18 protein-coding genes are annotated in these 19,607 nt (G+C 43.8%); 17 read left to right on the plus strand and 1 reads right to left on the minus strand.

The genetic code is table 11. The annotated features are described in order from the left end of the window. Window positions 1-56 precede the first annotated feature (56 nt). The 15 genes from ERJ70_RS08690 (at window position 57) to spoVM (ending at window position 16,877) form a co-directional block, all read left to right on the plus strand. Window positions 57-2,702: a calcium-translocating P-type ATPase, SERCA-type gene (locus ERJ70_RS08690; protein WP_209368647.1), complete on the plus strand. Its 2,646-nt coding sequence runs from the start codon at window positions 57-59 to the stop codon at window positions 2,700-2,702. Window positions 2,703-2,982: 280 nt separating this feature from the next. After that, entirely contained in the window at window positions 2,983-3,861 is an 879-nt protein-coding gene (locus ERJ70_RS08695) for a YicC/YloC family endoribonuclease (RefSeq protein WP_209368649.1), read from the plus strand. Window positions 3,862-3,944: 83 nt separating this feature from the next. Continuing rightward, a complete protein-coding gene (gene remA, locus ERJ70_RS08700; RefSeq protein ID WP_026570417.1) occupies window positions 3,945-4,205 on the plus strand; it encodes an extracellular matrix/biofilm regulator RemA in 261 nt (86 codons plus the stop codon). Window positions 4,206-4,220: 15 nt separating this feature from the next. Further along, window positions 4,221-4,841 carry a guanylate kinase gene (gmk, locus tag ERJ70_RS08705; protein WP_209368651.1) on the plus strand — a complete coding sequence of 207 codons (621 nt, stop codon included), beginning with the start codon at window positions 4,221-4,223 and terminating at the stop codon, window positions 4,839-4,841. After that, on the plus strand, window positions 4,838-5,041 hold the full coding sequence (gene rpoZ, locus ERJ70_RS08710) for a DNA-directed RNA polymerase subunit omega (RefSeq protein WP_209368652.1): 204 nt from the start codon (window positions 4,838-4,840) through the stop codon (window positions 5,039-5,041). The genes gmk and rpoZ overlap by 4 nt, the downstream gene beginning before the upstream one ends. Window positions 5,042-5,316: 275 nt before the next feature. Beyond that, window positions 5,317-6,531 carry a bifunctional phosphopantothenoylcysteine decarboxylase/phosphopantothenate--cysteine ligase CoaBC gene (coaBC, locus tag ERJ70_RS08715; RefSeq protein WP_209368654.1) on the plus strand — a complete coding sequence of 405 codons (1,215 nt, stop codon included), beginning with the start codon at window positions 5,317-5,319 and terminating at the stop codon, window positions 6,529-6,531. After that, on the plus strand, window positions 6,528-8,936 hold the full coding sequence (gene priA / locus ERJ70_RS08720) for a primosomal protein N' (protein ID WP_209368656.1): 2,409 nt from the start codon (window positions 6,528-6,530) through the stop codon (window positions 8,934-8,936). Before coaBC ends, priA begins: the two co-directional genes overlap by 4 nt. A gap of 13 nt (window positions 8,937-8,949) precedes the next feature. After that, complete coding sequence (gene fmt / locus ERJ70_RS08725; protein WP_209368658.1) at window positions 8,950-9,897, plus strand: methionyl-tRNA formyltransferase; 948 nt, start codon at window positions 8,950-8,952, stop codon at window positions 9,895-9,897. Then, on the plus strand, window positions 9,890-11,236 hold the full coding sequence (gene rsmB / locus ERJ70_RS08730) for a 16S rRNA (cytosine(967)-C(5))-methyltransferase RsmB (protein ID WP_209368660.1): 1,347 nt from the start codon (window positions 9,890-9,892) through the stop codon (window positions 11,234-11,236). The genes fmt and rsmB overlap by 8 nt, the downstream gene beginning before the upstream one ends. A 69-nt stretch (window positions 11,237-11,305) precedes the next feature. Beyond that, the gene (locus ERJ70_RS08735) at window positions 11,306-12,058 is read left to right on the plus strand and encodes a Stp1/IreP family PP2C-type Ser/Thr phosphatase (RefSeq protein ID WP_209368662.1); all 753 of its coding nucleotides are present in this window, start codon (window positions 11,306-11,308) and stop codon (window positions 12,056-12,058) included. After that, window positions 12,058-14,052: a Stk1 family PASTA domain-containing Ser/Thr kinase gene (pknB, locus tag ERJ70_RS08740; RefSeq protein WP_209368664.1), complete on the plus strand. Its 1,995-nt coding sequence runs from the start codon at window positions 12,058-12,060 to the stop codon at window positions 14,050-14,052. Before ERJ70_RS08735 ends, pknB begins: the two co-directional genes overlap by 1 nt. Then, a complete protein-coding gene (rsgA, locus tag ERJ70_RS08745) occupies window positions 14,053-14,937 on the plus strand; it encodes a ribosome small subunit-dependent GTPase A (RefSeq protein WP_209368666.1) in 885 nt (294 codons plus the stop codon). A 3-nt stretch (window positions 14,938-14,940) separates the two neighbouring features. Then, a complete protein-coding gene (gene rpe / locus ERJ70_RS08750; RefSeq protein ID WP_209368668.1) occupies window positions 14,941-15,594 on the plus strand; it encodes a ribulose-phosphate 3-epimerase in 654 nt (217 codons plus the stop codon). 491 nt (window positions 15,595-16,085) lie between these two features. Continuing rightward, the gene (locus ERJ70_RS08755; protein WP_209368670.1) at window positions 16,086-16,739 is read left to right on the plus strand and encodes a thiamine diphosphokinase; all 654 of its coding nucleotides are present in this window, start codon (window positions 16,086-16,088) and stop codon (window positions 16,737-16,739) included. Window positions 16,740-16,796: 57 nt separating this feature from the next. Further along, window positions 16,797-16,877 (plus strand): stage V sporulation protein SpoVM, encoded by an 81-nt coding sequence (spoVM, locus tag ERJ70_RS08760; protein ID WP_035426727.1) that lies wholly within the window; start codon window positions 16,797-16,799, stop codon window positions 16,875-16,877. A gap of 132 nt (window positions 16,878-17,009) precedes the next feature. Here the strand turns inward: spoVM and rpmB are convergent, their stop codons facing one another. Next, entirely contained in the window at window positions 17,010-17,198 is a 189-nt protein-coding gene (gene rpmB, locus ERJ70_RS08765) for a 50S ribosomal protein L28 (RefSeq protein WP_026570405.1), read from the minus strand. Window positions 17,199-17,425: 227 nt separating this feature from the next. On the opposite strand from rpmB, the gene ERJ70_RS08770 reads away from it, so the two are divergent. After that, entirely contained in the window at window positions 17,426-17,788 is a 363-nt protein-coding gene (locus tag ERJ70_RS08770) for an Asp23/Gls24 family envelope stress response protein (protein WP_209369240.1), read from the plus strand. 115 nt (window positions 17,789-17,903) lie between these two features. Further along, window positions 17,904-19,568 carry a DAK2 domain-containing protein gene (gene fakA / locus ERJ70_RS08775; protein WP_209368672.1) on the plus strand — a complete coding sequence of 555 codons (1,665 nt, stop codon included), beginning with the start codon at window positions 17,904-17,906 and terminating at the stop codon, window positions 19,566-19,568. Window positions 19,569-19,607: the final 39 nt, after the last annotated feature.

The following is a 19,607-nucleotide window of genomic DNA, read 5'->3' on the forward strand; positions in this document are numbered from 1 at the left end:
TTGGACGAGTCTGAATACATATACAACAGACAGACTAGGACATGGAGGAATGCGATGTGAAATGGTACCAATTAAAAACGGAAGAAACAGCGCAAAAACTAGGAGTCAATCTAGAAAAGGGGCTTACAAATCAGGAAGCTGAAAATAGAAGAAGAAAAATGGGAGCAAATGTACTTGAAGATGAAAAGCAGACGTCTTTATTGCTGGTTTTTCTCAAACAGTTTCAGGATTTCATGGTGCTGGTCTTATTAGCCGCTACTCTTGTATCCGGGCTGCTTGGGGAATATATTGATGCTATAGCTATCATGATTATCGTATTGATCAATGGATTCATCGGATTTTTCCAAGAACAGCGTGCTGAAAAATCACTTGCCAAGCTTAAGGAGCTGTCTGCGCCGCTGGCTCATGTAAAAAGAGATGGGGAATGGGTGAAAATTCCTTCGAAAGATGTTGTCGTCGGAGATTTAATCAAAATAGCTAGCGGGGATCGGGTCCCGGCGGATGTTCGTCTGACTAAAGCAAGCAGTCTGGAATTGGAGGAATCTGCGCTGACCGGTGAATCACTTCCGGTAGCCAAAACGGTCACCCCACTCGGACAGGGCCAATTAGAACCGCAGGATCAACATAACATGCTCTTTATGGGGACGCTTGCCAGTAGAGGAAGTGGGGAAGGGATTGTTGTCGGTACTGGTATGAATACTGCCATGGGGCAGATAGCGTCCTTGTTAGTGAAAACAGAAAAAATGACGACTCCATTGGAGAAAAAATTGGCTGAGCTAGGAAAATTGCTTATAGTCATTGCCTTGCTTCTAACGTTATTTGTTGTACTGATTGGGGTTTACCAGGGCCACCCGTTATACCAAATGTTTCTGGCAGGGGTATCTTTGGCAGTAGCTGCGATTCCGGAAGGACTTCCGGCGATTGTGACGGTGGCATTGTCACTGGGAGTGCAACGGATGATCAAACGGAAAGCGATCGTCCGTAAACTTTCGGCTGTTGAAACATTAGGAAGTGCATCGGTCATCTGTTCTGATAAAACCGGAACGATGACGAAAAATCAGATGACAGTAAAAGAAATTTTCACCCCAGGTAATTGGTATCATGTTACTGGAGAAGGATATGACACAAACGGGGCTTTCTACGAGGACAACAGAGAAGTGCTTCCTGACCAGCTGCGCTCGCTGCTGCTTTATGGAACGTTGTGTAACCATGCATCTTTGATACAAAAGAAAGGTAAATGGGGAGTGGATGGAGATCCGACAGAGGGGGCTATCCTTGTAGCTGCCCGCAAAGCCGGCATCACAGAGGAAACGGTTGCTTCCTTTAAAATCATTAAGGAAATTCCATTCGACTCGGATAGGAAGCGGATGACTGTTCTGGTTGAAGACGATAAAGGGAACAGGTTTTCCATTACCAAAGGAGCTCCCGATGTTTTATTGGCCCGTACGGCTTTTATAGTAGACGGTCAACGCAGGGCAATGAAGTCGGCTGATCAGGTAAAAATCGAGCAGGCCGTTGCCGAGATGGCAGGAAAAGCATTGAGAACGATTGCAATCGGAGTGAAATCGGTACCTTCCGGTCAAACGCCGGATGATTTCAGTCTGGAAAAGGATTTAACTTTACTGGGTGTCACTGGGATGATAGATCCCCCACGCAAGGAAGTAAGAGGAGCAATTGCGGAGTGTCAACAAGCGGGAATAAAAACAGTGATGATCACTGGCGATCATGCCCTCACGGCCAGAGCGATAGCACACGATTTGAGACTGCTTCCCGCTAATGGTCAGGTGTTGGAAGGCAGCCAGCTTAGCAACATGACAGAGGAGCAACTGAGTGATGTCATTGAGGACGTATATGTGTTTGCCCGTGTAACTCCAGAACATAAATTGAAGATAGTGAAGGCTTTCCAGAAAAAAGGACATGTTGTAGCCATGACCGGGGATGGAGTAAACGATGCACCAGCAATCAAAGCAAGTGATATCGGTATTAGCATGGGAAACAGCGGAACAGATGTAGCGAAGGAAGCATCCTCACTCGTATTGCTGGATGACAATTTCGCCACCATCAAGTCTGCAATCAAAGAAGGACGCAATATTTACGAAAACATCCGGAAGTTTATCCGTTATTTACTTGCTTCCAATGTAGGGGAGATTCTCGTTATGTTATTTGCCATGCTGTTGGCATTGCCTCTCCCACTTGTTCCTGTTCAAATTCTATGGGTGAACTTGGTGACAGATGGTCTTCCAGCAATGGCTCTTGGTCTCGATCAGCCAGAGCAAGATGTCATGCGCAGAAAACCTCGCAGTCCAAAGGAAGGGATTTTTTCAAGAGGACTTGGTTTTAAAATTATCACCCGGGGGCTGCTGATCGGACTGGTGACGCTTGTTGCCTTTATGACCGCCTACCAGGACAATCCCGACAACCTGCGTTATGCTCAAACAATGGCTTTTGCTACACTTGTGATGGCTCAGTTGATACATGTGTTTGATTGCCGTTCGGAGCGTTCTGTCTTTTCCCGGAATCCTTTTCAAAATATTTATCTTGTAGGGGCCGTAGCATCCTCAATGTTGTTATTGCTAGTCGTTTTATATTTTGATCCACTGCAGGAAGTTTTCCATACTATGGATTTGTCTTTGAGAGATTGGCTGCTGATCATGGCCCTTTCAGCCATTCCGACGGTTATGTTCGGCTTCTCTAAAAAATAGAACAAAACAAGACCCGGATGTTTTGCTCGGGTCTTGTTTTGTTCTTTCAGGCTCTATTCGTATGTGGTGTTGCTTTGGAACCTTTTGCGTTCGTATTTAATGAAACCACGAACACTTCTCTGCAAAAAGAGCCAAATTTTAAAGGGAAATATTTTGATGATATAGGCGAAAAGCGGGTTAGTTGATAGGCAGAATGATTAAAGTTTGTTATGATGAACAAGGACTGATGCAGGTTATTGGATTATTTCAGCTAGAGTATTAGTAAGAAGGCGGGATGTCGATGGTCTGGAGTATGACCGGCTATGGGAGAGAGGTATGTACCAAGGATCGAACGGGTATTACTGTAGAAATAAGAAGTGTCAATCATCGTTTTTTAGATATTTCACCAAAGATTCCCCAGACGATGTTGTTCTTGGAAGAGGAAATAAAGAAAGTTGTCAAGGATTATTTTAGCCGGGGGCGCGTCGAAGTGCATATCCATCTCGACGGGGACGCGTTGATAAAAAGAAATCTCACCGTTGATTGGGAATTGATGGATCAATACATAGATCATTTACGAAAAATAAAAGAGAAGTATCATTTGTCTGGTGATATTCCTTTGGAAATGGCAGCCAGCCATTCTGATTTGTTCCGAATTGAAGAAGATGGAAAGGAGCAAGGCGGTCTGTCTGAAGCCGTTATCGAAACGGTAGAAAGAGCCTGCCGGCTGGTTTACAAGATGAGATATAAAGAAGGCGTCCAATTGGCAGAAGACATGCTCTCACGTATAGAAAACATTAAAAAACTGGCAAAATGGTTGGGAGAACATCGAGATATTGTTATAATGGAGTATCGAGACAGAATAATCAATCGGATTCAGGGTTATTTAGACGAGGAAGTCAGGGATAATGCGAGGATTATTCAGGAAGCTGCCTTGATTGCGGAGAAGGGTGATATTACAGAAGAGGTGACCAGGCTCTTAAGCCATGTGGACCAATTCAGGCATACGATTCTTCAGCAGGAAGCAGTCGGCAGGAAACTTGATTTTATCCTACAGGAAATGCTCCGTGAAACGAATACAATCGGTTCTAAATCAAACGATGTACAAATTAGCGAAAGGATAGTCGATTTAAAAAGCGAAATAGAAAAAGTGAAAGAACAAACGCAAAACATTGAATGATCCTTTTGTAGTTTGGATATGGGACTGATTATCGAAAAATATGTTAGTCTGGGCGAAGAGCCTGGAATAAGGGGGAACACATGGTGAGCTTACGATTGATAAATATTGGGTTTGGCAATGTGGTTTCGGCGAATCGGATTATTTCGATTGTATCGCCTGAATCTGCACCAATCAAAAGAATCATAACAGTTGCACGAGATAATAATAAATTAGTGGACGCCACGTATGGACGTCGTACCAGAGCAGTTATCATTACGGACAGTGACCATGTTGTATTATCTGCCGTACAGCCGGAAACGGTTGGGCAACGGGTAATCAGTAACGATGAGATTTCGGATGAATAGGTAGGAGGAAGCGTTTTGATCAAAGAGAAAGGGATATTATTTATTTTGTCAGGTCCTTCCGGTGTTGGAAAAGGCACAGTTAGAAAGGCTTTGTTCGATCGAGATACGGAATTGAAGTATTCTATCTCCATGACTACACGCGGAAAGCGTGAAGGCGAAGTCGAAGGAATCGACTACTTTTACAAGTCAAGAGATGAGTTCGAGGAATTGATTAATGGGAACAGGCTGTTGGAATATGCGGAATACGTCGGCAACTATTACGGAACTCCTCGTGATTATGTAGAGGAAACGTTGGAATCGGGAAAAGATGTATTTTTGGAAATTGAAGTCCAGGGAGCACTTCAAGTAAAAGAAAATTTTCCGCAAGGTGTGTTTATCTTTTTGTTTCCACCAAGCCTTGAAGAATTGGCAAATAGAATCATTAATAGAGGAACAGAAACGGAAGATATCGTAAAGAACAGATTGACAGAAGCAAAAAAAGAAATCGAAATGATGGATGCTTACGATTATGTTGTGGTAAACGACCAGATAGAGAACGCTGTCGATAAAATACAGGCTATTGTGAAGAGTGAGCATTGCAAACGCGATCGAGTCGCGAAACAATATAAAAAAGTATTGGAGGCTGAACTGGGATGATGTTAGAACCGTCTATCGACGCTCTACAAGAGAAAATTAATTCAAAATATACGTTGGTGACACTTTCTGCACGGCGAGCACGGCAAATGCAGGAAACAAAAAGCTACTTGGTAGATAAGCCTAAGTCAAATAAGTACGTAGGTATCGCCCTGGAAGAGATTCAGAATGAAAAGCTTACTTTCAGCCGGGATGAGGAATAGTCAGCAATCAATCTCGGTATGCTATCCTTTTTTTCTTCCTGTCAGGAGGAAACCATAACCGGCCCTTGCTGCGTTCCAGCTGCAAGGGCTTCCTTTTGTTTGTTATCAGAAAGTAGCGTTTTAAAAAGGCAAGCTGGAAGGTCACTTGTATAAACCATGCTGTATCACTACACACTGTTTCCGCAGAAAACAAAGGAAAAGGCCAAGAGTGCCGATAAATCGACAGTTTAAAAGGATCAGCACGATGCTGCTGTGCGAAAGGGGATATAACCATAATGGTAAAGGGGAAGAAAATTGTTTTGGGAGTTACAGGAGGCATAGCTGCATATAAGGCATGTACACTGACAAGCAGACTGACCCAAGCGGGTGCTGATGTGAAAGTGATTATGACAACTAGTGCTGCCAAATTTGTCTCGCCATTGACTTTTCAGGCACTCTCGAGAAATCCTGTCTTTACGGATACTTTTGATGAAAAAGACCCGACTAAAATCGCTCACATAGATTTGGCCGACTGGGCAGATCTTGTATTGATAGCACCTGCTACTGCCAACATAATCGGGAAAATGGCAAATGGACTGGCAGATGATATGCTGTCCACGATGCTGCTGGCTACTCAGGCCCCTGTTTATATCGCTCCTGCCATGAATGTCCACATGTATGCCCACCCAGCAGTGATTGACAATATGAAATCGCTGGAAGGTTGGGGATATCGGTTTATCGAACCGGGTGATGGTCTGCTTGCATGCGGTTATGTAGGAAAAGGGCGCCTAGAGGAACCGGAAGCAATTGTTGAAGTGCTAAAAAGCGATATAGAACGAGAGTCCGTAAAACCAATTTTGGAAGGCAAGCGGGTGTTGGTATCCGCAGGACCGACAAAAGAAAAAATTGATCCAGTTCGTTATTTCACCAATCATTCAACAGGAAAAATGGGCTTTGCCCTAGCTGCTCAAGCAGCGAAAATGGGTGCGGAAGTAACGCTAGTATCCGGCCCTGTGAGCCTGGCAACCCCTTCTGGTGTTAACAGAATCGATGTAGAAACAGCCGAGCAAATGTACAGGGCCATGATCGACCAGTTTGTTGGAAAAGATATTGTCATTAAAGCGGCAGCCGTTGCTGACTATCGGCCGGCCTCGACATATGAGGAAAAAATGAAAAAACAACCAGGTGACTGGACTGTTGAAATGGAAAGAACAAAAGATATTCTGCAAGAATTAGGAAAAAGGAAACAGAAACAATACTTGGTGGGATTTGCTGCAGAAACACTTCATCCATTGCAATACGGCAGAAAAAAACTGGAATCAAAAAATTTGGATGCAATTGTCATCAACAATATCAAAACAAAAGGCGCAGGTTTTGGAACAGATAAAAATGAAGTTACCTTTATAAATAACCAAGGATTGGAAAAAACAATTGAACTTGCTGAAAAAACCGAAGTGGCCGGTCAAATACTCGAATTGATCTCTGCAGGATTAAAGGATGAGAGCCGGTGAACATTGCCAAAGTAGTAGTAGATGTACCAGCTAGTCAAACCAATCGCTTATTCGACTATCTTGTTCCGGACCATTTGATTGGTACTGTCCGTCCCGGTATGCGTGTGGTTATGCCGTTCGGTCCCAGGAAAATTATGGGGTTTGTTTTAGAATTGACAGATCGATCGGATTTTGACAAGCTGAAAAAAATTAGTGATGTGATGGACGTCTTCCCCGTGTTGACTCCAGAATTGTTGGAGCTTGGAAAATGGATATCGGAGAAGACGCTCAGTTTTTATATTTCTGCCTATCAGGCTATGCTGCCGCAAGTACTCAAAGCAAAATACAAGAAAGAATTGCTGCGGTTGACGAAAGAGGAATTACCTGATCTTTTGGAGGAAGTCTTTGCCCACCGAGACACCCTCCCCTACGAAGAATTTGTGGAAAGGCAAGGAAGCCTGGCAGCGTTACAAAAAGCAATACAGGAAGGGCTGGTCGAAGTCCGTTATTTGGTTAAATCCAGGGAAACCAAAAAAACAGAAACCATGCTCAAAGCGAACAGGAACACCATGGACTTAGAAGCTGCCATAGCCGAACTTCCACCACAGGCTTCCAAACAAAAAGAAATCCTTTCCTATATGGCAGATAATTCAGAAGCTGTAAGTCAAAAAAAACTGTGTTCCATCCTGCAAACAACAAGGGCAACCATCAAACAATTAATTGAAAAAGGTTTGCTCACTGAGTATCATCAGGAAATATATCGAAATCCTTATGAGGATGAAAATTACGAACGGACGTTTCCGTTGGAGCTGACAGAAGAACAAGCTGACGCCATTGCTCCAATTCAACAAGATATTGCAGCAGATAAGCACGATGTTTTTTTACTGCATGGGGTTACCGGGAGCGGAAAGACGGAGGTATATCTTCAATCCATTCAAAAAGTGATCGAGAAAGGGAAAGAAGCAATCGTTCTTGTTCCAGAAATCGCTCTTACTCCCCAGACCGTGCAGCGGTTTAAGGGACGGTTTGGATCTAACGTTGCTGTTCTTCATAGTGCGCTTTCTGCAGGTGAGAAGTTTGACGAGTGGCGAAAGATTCAACGAAAAGAAGTTCAAGTTGTTGTCGGAGCGCGCTCTGCTGTGTTTGCTCCCTTCGAAAATTTGGGGATTATTATCATTGATGAAGAACATGAGACAAGTTACAAGCAAGAGGATCATCCTCGATACCACGCTAGAGATGTTGCCATTTTCCGGGGGGATCATCATAACTGTCCTGTCGTCCTTGGAAGTGCGACACCGCTACTGGAAACGTACGCCCGGGCTCAAAAGGGAGTTTATCAGTTACTGACCTTGACCAAGCGGATGAACAATGCAAGCATGCCAACCGTTGATTTAGTGGATATGCGGCAAGAACTCCATGCGGGGAATCGGTCGATGTTTTCCTGGAAACTTAAAGAAGCGATAGAAGACAGGTTGGAGAAAAAAGAGCAGACCGTACTATTCTTAAACAGGCGGGGTTACTCGACCTTTGTGATGTGCCGGGACTGTGGACATGTTGTCGAGTGCCCTCACTGCGATATAGCACTAACCTATCATCGAAATAATGAAAGACTGAAATGTCATTATTGTTCTCACGAAGAACCCATGCCCGTTCAGTGTCCATCCTGCCAGAGCGAGACGATCCGTTATTTCGGAACAGGGACCCAAAAAGTAGAGGAATCTCTGACCAAACTCATTCCGAATGCACGGATCATCAGAATGGATGTGGATACGACCCGAAAGAAGGGGGCACATGAAAAGCTGTTGAACCAATTTGGCAACGGGGAAGCCGATATTTTACTCGGAACGCAAATGATTGCAAAAGGACTCGATTTTGCCAATGTCACGCTTGTAGGTGTGCTGGCTGCTGATTCGCTGCTACATCTTCCGGATTTTCGTGCTGCCGAGAAAACATTTCAGCTTTTGACCCAGGTCAGCGGCAGGGCTGGTCGACATACATTACCTGGAGAAGTGGTGGTTCAGACTTATACACCGGAACATTACAGCGTCGAGCTGGCAAGTCAGTATGATTATCCAAGTTTCTATCGCAAAGAAATGGAGATGCGCAGAGCTTTTCATTATCCTCCCTATTTTTTCTTGACTTTGATCACCGTTTCGCATCCAAATCAAGTGAAAGCGATCGAAGTCACCAAGAAAATCACACTGCTGCTGAATAATGAGTTGTCTCCTCAGACATCTTTGCTCGGGCCTACTCCTTCGCCTTTGACAAGGATCAAAGATAGATATCGTTATCAATGCATGATAAAATACAGAAATGAACCAGGCCTAAGTAAGTCGATCCGAAAAATTTTAGCAATGTTCGAAGAAGAAATCAGACAAAATGATTTATTGATAAACGTAGATATGCAACCCTATCAATTAATGTAGAGAGGAGACTTACATGAAACGGATAATTTTTATGGGCACTCCGGATTTTGCTGTTCCTGTTTTGAGACAACTTGTCGATGACGGCTACCAAGTTGTCATGGCTGTAACACAACCCGACCGCCCGAAAGGAAGAAAGAAAGTGTTGACACCCCCGCCAGTAAAAGTGGAGGCAGAAAAACTGGGAATACCCGTCTATCAACCGGAAAAAATAAAAGACGAGTATGAATATGTGCTTGATCAGCAGCCTGATTTGATTGTGACGGCTGCTTTTGGACAAATTTTGCCGAAAGCACTCTTGGAGTATCCAGCGTTCGGTTGCATTAATGTCCACGCCTCTTTACTGCCTGAGCTGCGGGGAGGAGCGCCGATTCAATACGCTATATTGCAGGGTAAAACGGAGACAGGTATAACCATTATGTATATGGTAGAAAAGTTGGATGCCGGTGCTATTTTGACACAAAGAAAAGTACCCATCGACAAGGAAGACCATGTGGGAACGCTTCATGACAAGCTCTCGGAAACAGGAGCCCAGTTGTTGAGCGACACACTGCCCAAACTGTTAGCAGGAGAGTTGCAAGCAGTTGAACAAGATGAAACGAAAGCAACCTTTGCTCCGAATATAAAACGGGGTGATGAAAAAATCGACTGGACCAGACCGATGATAGAGATTTACAACCAAATACGAGGCTTACACCCATGGCCAGTTGCCTTCACTACGTATAAGGATAAGATCATGAAGATATGGTGGGCAGAACCGATTGACCGGTCTTTTGACGGCGAACCGGGCGAAATTGTCGATTTAACGGAAGACGGCATGGTTGTGGTGTGTGGCGACACGAAAGCTGTAAAGGTGACCAGCTTGCAGCCAGCCGGAAAAAAACGGATGGAGACAGGGGACTTTCTTAGGGGGACTGGCAGCAATACCAGGTGTGGTGACAAGTTAGGAGAAAAAAATGGCTAAATATCAATTGCGAAAAACTGCCCTCGATATTTTGGTCAGGGTGGGAGAAAATGGCGGATTCAGCCATTTGCTGATCGACCAGGCGATACGAAAGCAAGGATTTGATCAGAGAGATGAGGCCCTGCTTACAGAAATCGTTTATGGAACTATACAGCGTAAACTTACCTTGAATTACTTTTTGGATCATTTTCTGAACAGCAGAAAAAAAATCGATGGCTGGGTAAGATGGTTATTATATATGTCGATGTATCAGATGAAATATTTAAACAAAGTCCCTGATCATGCCATCATCCATGAATCTGTCGAAATAGCCAAACAAAATGGGCATAAAGGTATTTCTTCTTTTATAAATGGCATCCTGCGGAATGTGCAGCGGAACGGTTTTCCTGATTTTGCAGAAATAGAAGACCAGGCAAAAAAGCTTTCCATCGAGACTAGTCATCCATTATGGCTTGTCGAGCGTTGGCTCGACATGTATGGGGTGGAGACAACAGAAAAAATGTGTCGATCCAACTTGAAGCATAAACCAATCAGTGTCCGTGTACAGCCGATGAAGCTAACCCGTGAAAAAGCACTGCAGCAATTGGAGGAAGAAGGGTATCAAGTAGAAGCATCCATCTTCTCCCCGCAAGGTATTAATGTAGTATCAGGGAACGTGCTGAAAAGCAGCTTATTCCATACAGGAAAGCTTACCATTCAAGACCAGACCTCCATGCTGGCAGCGGAAATTCTGTCTGCCGGACCGGAAATGATTGTCCTCGACGCATGCAGTGCGCCAGGGGGAAAAACGACCCATATTGCTGAGAAAATGAACAATCGTGGAGAAGTCCATGCTTACGATCTTCATAGCAAGAAGGCCAAGCTCGTATCTAAACGGGCAGTAGAATTGGATTTGACCATTATTGAAGCCAAACAAGCGGATTCGAGAAAATTGGCAGAATTATATGAGCCGGAACATTTTGACCGGATTCTGCTGGATGCTCCTTGCTCCGGTTTAGGAGTATTGCGCGGCAAGCCGGACATCAAGTACCATAAGAACGTAAAAGATATCGAAACATTGTCCGTCATTCAGCGTGAATTGTTGGAAAAGGTAGCCTCTTTATTAAAAAAAGGTGGTAAACTGGTATATAGTACGTGTACGGTTGATAAAGCTGAAAATGAAGCAGTTGTAAAAGCGTTTTTAGCTGAACACGAAGATTTTCAAGTCGACAGGCAATTTGTTGAAGAACTGCCTGAAGTCTTAAAAAAAGGGGACGGTCTCAGTGACTGGGGTCTTCAAATTTTTCCTTACGAGTTTGATACAGATGGATTCTTTTTAACGAGACTGACAAAGAATTGATCATACAAACTAATTGCACGTTAGCTAATCGAGCAAATGAAGTTATGCTTGAGGAGAGAAGGTGAGTAAATGAACGGTTATTATTCGACCGATCAAGGGAAAGTCAGGGCGCACAATGAAGATGCCGGAGGCTACTTCAGTAATGCAGGCGGCCAAGTGCTTGCGGTGATAGCTGATGGCATGGGTGGCCATAGGGCTGGTGATGTAGCAAGTCAAATGGCGACTTCTTTGCTAAGCGATATATGGAGTGAGACAGCTGAACTTACTTCTCCGGAAGCGGCCGAGTCATGGCTGGCCGATACATTGATACGAGTCAATCAGTCAATATTAGATTATTCGCGTACTCACGAAGAATGTGAGGGGATGGGAACGACCATCGTGTCTGTTATCTGTTCCCAGGATTTCATAACGATAGCTCATGTAGGAGACAGTAGATGTTACCTGATAAACGAACAAGGGTTTAAGCAGGTTACCGAAGACCACTCACTGGTTAACGAATTGGTCCGCTCCGGCCAAATCTCGAAGGATGATGCTGAACATCATCCAAGGAAAAATGTTTTATTGAAAGCTCTTGGAACAGAAGAGAACATTCAGGCTGACATTCAGTCGATTGGTTGGGACAAAGGGGATAAATTGCTCCTTTGCTCGGATGGATTGACCAATAAGTTGAGCGACGAGGAGATAGAGGAAGTATTGAGTAGTTCTGTAATTTTGCAAGATTCTGCCCGGCAATTAATTGATATGGCCAATGAACGAGGCGGGGAGGATAATATTTCCGTGGTGTTGGTGGATTATGATTCAGCGGGAGAAGGTGAATCATAGTGCTAAACGGCAGAATCTTGAATGAAAGGTATAAAATAAAGCAAACGATCGGCGGCGGAGGAATGGCAAACGTCTATCTTGCCAGGGACATTATCCTTGAGCGGGATGTTGCCATCAAGGTACTGCGGCTCGAGTATGCGAACGATGACGAATTTATAGCAAGGTTCCATCGAGAGGCACATTCGGCAACCAGTCTTTCCCATCCAAACATTGTCAATATTTATGATGTTGGGGAAGAAGAAGGCATTTATTATATGGTAATGGAATATGTAGATGGCATGACTTTGAAAAAATACATACAAACGTATGGTCCTATTGCTGTAGACGAAGCTATCACTATTATGAAACAAGTAACATCGGCGATCACACACGCCCATGCCAATGATATTGTCCATCGTGATATCAAGCCGCAGAATATTCTGATTGATAGCTATGGCAATGTAAAAGTGACTGATTTCGGCATTGCCGTTGCGTTAAGTGCTACCTCGTTGACGCAGACCAATTCCGTACTTGGATCGGTTCATTATCTGTCACCGGAACAAGCGCGGGGAGGAATGGCGAACAAAAAATCAGATATATACTCTCTAGGAATCGTCCTGTTTGAACTTTTAACCGGCAGATTGCCGTTTTCTGGTCAATCGGCGGTTTCCATCGCATTGAAGCACTTGCAGAGCGAAACCCCTTCTGTGAAAAGATGGGAACCGGACATACCACAAAGCGTCGAGAACATCGTTTTGAAATCCACTACAAAGGATCCTTTCTACCGTTATGAAACGGTACATGAAATGGAAGAAGATTTGGAAACGGCTCTTGATCCCGAAAGACTGGATGAGGGGAAGTTTCAGACGCCAGATGAAAACGGGGAAGAAACGAAAGCGATTCCCATCATTACAGAAGACACATTCCAAACGAAGTCCACAGAAGAAACCATCGTGCATGATAATACGAAGAACCATGGCGTAAAAGACAAAAAAAATAAAAAGCGAAAACGGAACAAGACTCTCATATGGATTGCAATTAGCATATTTGTCCTTTTGGGTGGGGTTATCGCTGCATTATTTTTCATCCCTGGTCTCCTGCAGCCTAAGGATGTCGAGTTAATCGACGTAAGCGGAATGGAATATGAAGAAGCGCTTAGCAAGCTGGATGATCTGAATTTAGAGGTGGAACGGGAAACCATGTTTTCGGATGAAGTACCTGAAGGAAGTGTCATCAGCACCGATCCGGAAGCGGGAACGACTGTGAAAGAAGGATCCACAGTAACAGTCTTTACAAGTGATGGAAAGGAAAAGGTCACGTTTGACGATTATATCGGCAGGGATTTCAGCCAGGTAGAGAGTTTGCTGGAACAGTCTGGTTATAAAAATATCAATGCGTATGAAAAGTTTTCCGATAGACCGGTCGGTGAGATTATCACACAAATACAACCACAACCTGATGCAGAAGTTGTGCCAGATGAAACCAATGTCATTTTTGAAATTAGTAAAGGTCCTGAAACTGTTACATTGCCGTCTTATCAGGGAATGACAGAGTCAGAGGCACGAGAGGCGATTGAAGACGAAGGGCTGCGGGTAGCCGTTTCGGAAGAGCATTCGGACGACGTGAAAGAAGGAAATGTCATTCGTCAGAAACCAGAGCCATATAGTGATGTCACACTCGAATCAGAAGTGGAAATCTTTGTTTCCACTGGACCAAAAGAACAGCCGCCAGTTAACCATTCGGTTACTTTCACAGTACCTTATACGGCGGATGAGACAAATCCGGACGACGAGCAGCAGGAAGAACAGCCTATCGAACAGGAAGTGAGAATCTACGTAGGTGATCTGGATCGAGATATAACAGAGCTGTTTAAAGAGGAAACCATTACTGAGGATACAGAGTTCACCATCAAATTGACGATTCCTCCCGGAGAGGATGCGGAATACCGTGTCATGCGAGAGGACGAAGTGATAATCGAAAAAACAGTGCCATACGAGGACGGGGAAGGTGACTAAATGACAACGGGCAAGATCATAAAAGCATTGAGCGGCTTTTATTATGTAAAAGCAGGAAATGGCGACATATTCCAATGCCGCGGAAGAGGGGTTTTTCGAAAAAACAAAATCAATCCTCTGGTAGGAGATATGGTGGAATTTGAAGAAAGTAACCCGGGTGAAGGGTATGTCGTGGATATCAAACCGAGAAAAAATGAACTGGTAAGGCCGCCAGTAGCTAATATTGATCAGGCGATTATTGTCGTTTCTGCGGTAAAACCCGATTTTAGTACACTTCTGCTCGACCGTTTTCTTGTTTTGATAGAGTCTAAACATATAGAGCCGGTCATCCTTATATCCAAAATGGATATGCTTGATCAGCAAAAGACTGTAGATATTGACCGCTACCAGGAGGATTACCAAAAAATAGGTTACCTGGTGCAGCCGGTTTCCTCGAAGCAGGAGGAAGGATTGACCGATGTGGAAAAGACGATAAAAGGCAAAATATCTGTGATTGCGGGTCAGTCCGGTGTAGGAAAGTCTTCTTTACTTAATGCTGTCAATCCTCGTCTTAATCTGGAAACAAATGAAATTTCCGAAAGTCTCGGCCGGGGGAAACACACAACTAGACATGTTGAATTGGTAGAAATAAATGACGGGTTTGTAGCCGATACACCCGGTTTCAGTTCGCTGGATTTCACGGAGGTTGAATTGGAGGATCTCCCGGAATGCTTTCCAGAAATGAGACAAAGACAGGCAGATTGCAAATTTCGGGGATGCATGCACTATAAAGAGCCCAAATGTGCCGTAAAAGCTGCAGTGGACGCTGAAGAGATACCGGAATACAGGTATCAGCATTATTTGCAGTTTTTTGAAGAAATACAGAATAGAAAGCCGAGGTACTAAACGATGAACACAAAAATAGCACCATCGATCCTATCTGCAGACTTTGCAAGATTAAAAGAAGAGATAGAAGAAGTGGAAGCAGCTGGGGCTGACTACATCCATGTGGATGTGATGGATGGACATTATGTTCCGAACATAACAATCGGTCCGCTGGTTGTGGAAGCGATCAGGCCTGTTACAAACCTTCCGCTTGATGTTCATTTAATGATCGAGCAACCTGAACAGTATATCAAGGCGTTCGCGAACGCTGGGGCAGATATTCTTACCGTACATCAAGAAGCATGCACCCATTTGCATCGCACCCTGCAATTGATAAAAAACGCCGGGGTGAAAGCCGGGGTTGTCATCAATCCTGCCACACCAGCAGATTTTATTAAACCAGTCTTACACCAGGTTGATCTTGTTTTATTGATGACAGTGAATCCGGGTTTTGGAGGGCAAAGCTTTATATCCGAAGTTTTGGAAAAAGTGAAGAGGATCTCTGAATGGCGAAATGAAATGAATCTGGATTTTGAAATCGAAGTGGATGGAGGAGTAAATGCTGAGACAGCAGCAGCCTGTGTAAACGCGGGAGCGAATGTACTCGTAGCAGGAAGTGCCATTTTCTCAAAAGAGAATCGGCAGCAAGCGATTCAAGAAATACGTAATGCATACTGAAAAATGCTATTCTCCTGTATAACCCGCAAGCATAAGTGAGGTCTCGGAGCGGCATTGTTTTAACTCCCGGAGGCATGGCTTATGACCACGGGGATAGGTGCAGGGGCTGGACAGCAGTACGTAAAATGTTGAGACTGGAACAAGCACATAGGGTCCAAAACAAAACCGAACGATGATTCGAAATCCTCCTGGACATTCGAAACTCGTTCGATTTTCTTTTAGATTTCTAATATAACTTCTGTTTAGCTTGTCTTACTTTCTCATGGAGATGAATGGCTCAGCAGACATTCCGGTAAGGTACTTTCCTTTCTGGGGAAGGTGAAGCCGTCCCGGTAAATACTCCAGTTTCTCGACGTATCGAGAAGAATCACTTATCAAACAACAGAATGAAAAGAAGTCAACCTAAGCAGGATTATCCTCTCATGAATGCCATGCTGGGATGGGTTGAGTGGTAAAACACCGATTTTCATTGAAAAGGAGCATCGCATAATATGGCAATTGGAATCGTAGGAGGGGGTCCTGAAGACTATGTCCCCGACTTACATGCATATCAGGATGTTACGTGTTGGATTGGAGCCGATAAAGGTGCTGTAACGCTCATTCAACAAGGACTGAAGCCCGATTTGGCTTTAGGGGATTTTGATTCCGTGACAAGGGAAGAAATGGAAAAAATCCGTGCCCATGCTCGAGAAATAAAAACATTTCCGCCGGAAAAGGATGAAACCGACTTGGAGCTGGCAGTAATCGAGGCGCAAGAACGGAAGGGTTCATCCATTTACTTCTTTGGCGTGACCGGCGGACGAATGGACCACAGCTTGGCCAACGTACAGCAATTATACAGATTGGAAAAACAAGGCATCCAAGGAACCATCATCGATATAGGGAACCAAATTTCCCTTGCTTTTCCAGGAACCATTCAAATAAGGAAAGATAAAATGTACCCTTATATTTCTTTTCTGCCCTTTACAAAAAGCGTAAGCGAGTTAACATTGCAACATTTTTACTATCCCTTGCAAAATGGTTACTTGGAGTGGGGATCCACTTTATGCATGTCTAACCAGCTTCTTTCAGAAAAAGGTACTTTTTCTTTCAACGAAGGCATATTAATGGTTATAAAGAGCCGTGATGTACTTATAGATGAATAAAGTCATATACTACACAAAGTGACTGCGCAGCCATCCGGAAAAGAGGAGGGGGATTTCATGAAGTTCTATACCTTTAAACTCCCGAGGTTCATAGGAGGATTCGTCCGAGCACTCATTGGTACCATTAAAAAAGATTGAACAGTTGAACAGAAACGCACGATCATTATTTACGAAAAAAGCAAAAAGCACCCTGACGGGGGTGCTTTTTGCTGTCAAACATTTTTAATTACGCATGGGTACTGGAGACCCTGCAAAATTGAATGTCTACCTTTATACGCGTTCTACTTTACCAGATTTCAAAGCACGAGCAGAAACATATACACGTTTCGGCTTGCCGTCTACCATAATGCGCACTTTTTGAACATTCGCTTTCCAATTACGTTTATTTGCGTTCATGGCATGAGAACGGGTATTACCTGAACGAGTTGTACGACCTGTAACAACACATTTACGTCCCATGTTTATCCCTCCTAAAACCGTAAATATCTTCACATACTTATACAATTTATCACATGACATCGAATAATGCAATTATAGTTTTCTGACGATATCAAGAAAACCAGCTTGACAGATAGTTTGTTTTCGTCCATTGTATAAAGGGGTTTGTGTATTGTGAAACTGCTTTCATTTCGGCTTATGTTATAATAAAATTACTTTAGACTTTTTAGTAACAAGGAGGAGTCATGATGTCCATTGAACTCACGACAAAGGATGGCCACGTAACGATTACCAATGAAGTTGTTTCTACCATTGCGGGTGGAGCGGCAATTGAATGCTACGGTATTGTCGGAATGGCCTCTAAAAACCAACTCAGAGATGGATTGGCAGAAATTCTTCGAAAAGAAAACTTTTCCCGGGGTGTGGTAGTAAGACAGGATGGGGAAAATCTTCATATAGATATGTACATTATCGTCAGCTATGGAACAAAAATTTCAGAAGTAGCCCATAATGTTCAGTCCCAGGTAAAATACACACTCGACAAGACATTGGGATTGTCTATCAGCTCGGTAAACATTTATATCCAGGGCGTAAGGGTAACGATTGATTAAAAAGAGTGTTGCTGTGGAAAATTCACGGCTTATAAAAAGAAAGGCAGGAAACCAGCCGTTTACTTAAAAAAGGTTGGACAGCTGTCCAGTTTGTGGATAGAAGGAGGAAGTTTTAGTGACGGTACGGACAATAGACGGTGCTGCTTTTGCCCAGATGGTATTGGCAGGATCTCAGCACCTGACGAATAATGCAAAAATGATCGATTCTCTCAATGTATTTCCAGTACCAGATGGAGATACAGGAACCAATATGAATTTATCGATGACATCTGGGGCAAATGAGGTTAAAAACACCAATTCAGATCGGGCTGGTGAAATTGCCCAGGCTTTGTCTAAAGGGTTATTGATGGGGGCAAGGGGTAACTCAGGGGTTATTCTTTCTCAACTGTTCCGAGGGTTCGCCAAAGGCGTTGAAGGAAAAGCTTTGTTGGATGCCACTGCCTTTGCGGAAGGCTTAGACACGGGTGTGAAAACAGCATATAAAGCAGTCATGAAGCCAGTTGAGGGAACCATTCTGACTGTGGCCAAAGATGCAGCAGCTAGAGCAGCTGATATAGCACCGGCTACACAAGATCTTACCGAATTTCTCGAAGCAGTATTGGAGGAAGCGAAGGCATCCCTGAAACGGACTCCCGAATTACTCCCTGTACTGAAAGAGGTAGGAGTAGTGGATAGCGGGGGGCAGGGATTGGTTACGATTTATGAAGGGATGTTAGCTTCCCTTAAAGGAGAAGAACTTCCGCAAACAACCGATTCGACCGTTGATTTAGATGACATGGTGAACGCCGAGCATCACAAAATGGCCCAGGATTTCATGGATACAGAGGATATTACCTTTGGCTATTGTACGGAATTCATGGTCAAGCTGGAAGAAGAAAAAACGAAGGAGCACCCGTTCGAAGAAGAAACCTTTCGAAATGAATTGGGGGAACACGGAGACTCTCTTTTGGTGGTGTCAGACGAAGAAATCGTCAAAGTACACATCCATGCTGAGTACCCGGGTGAGGTTTTAACGCTCGGTCAACGTTTTGGCAGCTTGATTAATTTGAAAATTGAAAACATGAGGGAACAACATACCTCGATTGTCGGCGATAAAAAGAAACAAAAGGATGCAAAAGAGCCCGCTGAATATGGAATAGTAACAGTCGCCATGGGAGAGGGACTCAAAACGTTGCTGGAAAGTCTGGGAGCCACGGTTGTCATTCAAGGCGGACAAACGATGAATCCAAGTACACAAGATATTGCTGATGCAATCCAACAAGCAAACGCGCGGAATGTGATTGTTCTTCCAAATAACAAAAACATTGTCATGGCAGCAGAGCAAGCTGCCGATCTTGCTGGAGAAAACGTAGCTGTCGTTGCCACAAAAACCATCCCGCAAGGTATGAGTTCTTTGCTGGCTTTTCATCCGGATGCTACAATAGAAGAGAATCAGACAAACATGTTGAAAGCGAGCAAACATGTGAAAACCGGCCAGGTAACTTACGCTGTAAGAGATACTCAAATCGATGGTCTTGCTATTGAAAACGGAAGTTTCATGGGACTTGCGGATGGGAAAATCAAATCCACCAATAAGGACAAGCTTACTACGGTAAAGAACCTGCTGCAGGAAATGATAGAGGAAGAAGATGAAATTGTAACCATTTTGCAGGGTGAAGACGCTACACAAGAAGAAGTGGAAGCCCTTGAATCCTTTATAGAAGAGAACTATGAAGATTTAGAAGTAGAAATTCATGAAGGCGATCAACCGATATATGCATTTATCCTGGCGGTCGAATAAAAGCCAAAGCCCTCCCCTCGTTTGGGATGAGGGCTTTTT

The sequence above is a fragment of the Sediminibacillus dalangtanensis genome, from assembly GCF_017792025.1.
GTDB lineage: Bacteria > Bacillota > Bacilli > Bacillales > Amphibacillaceae > Sediminibacillus > Sediminibacillus dalangtanensis.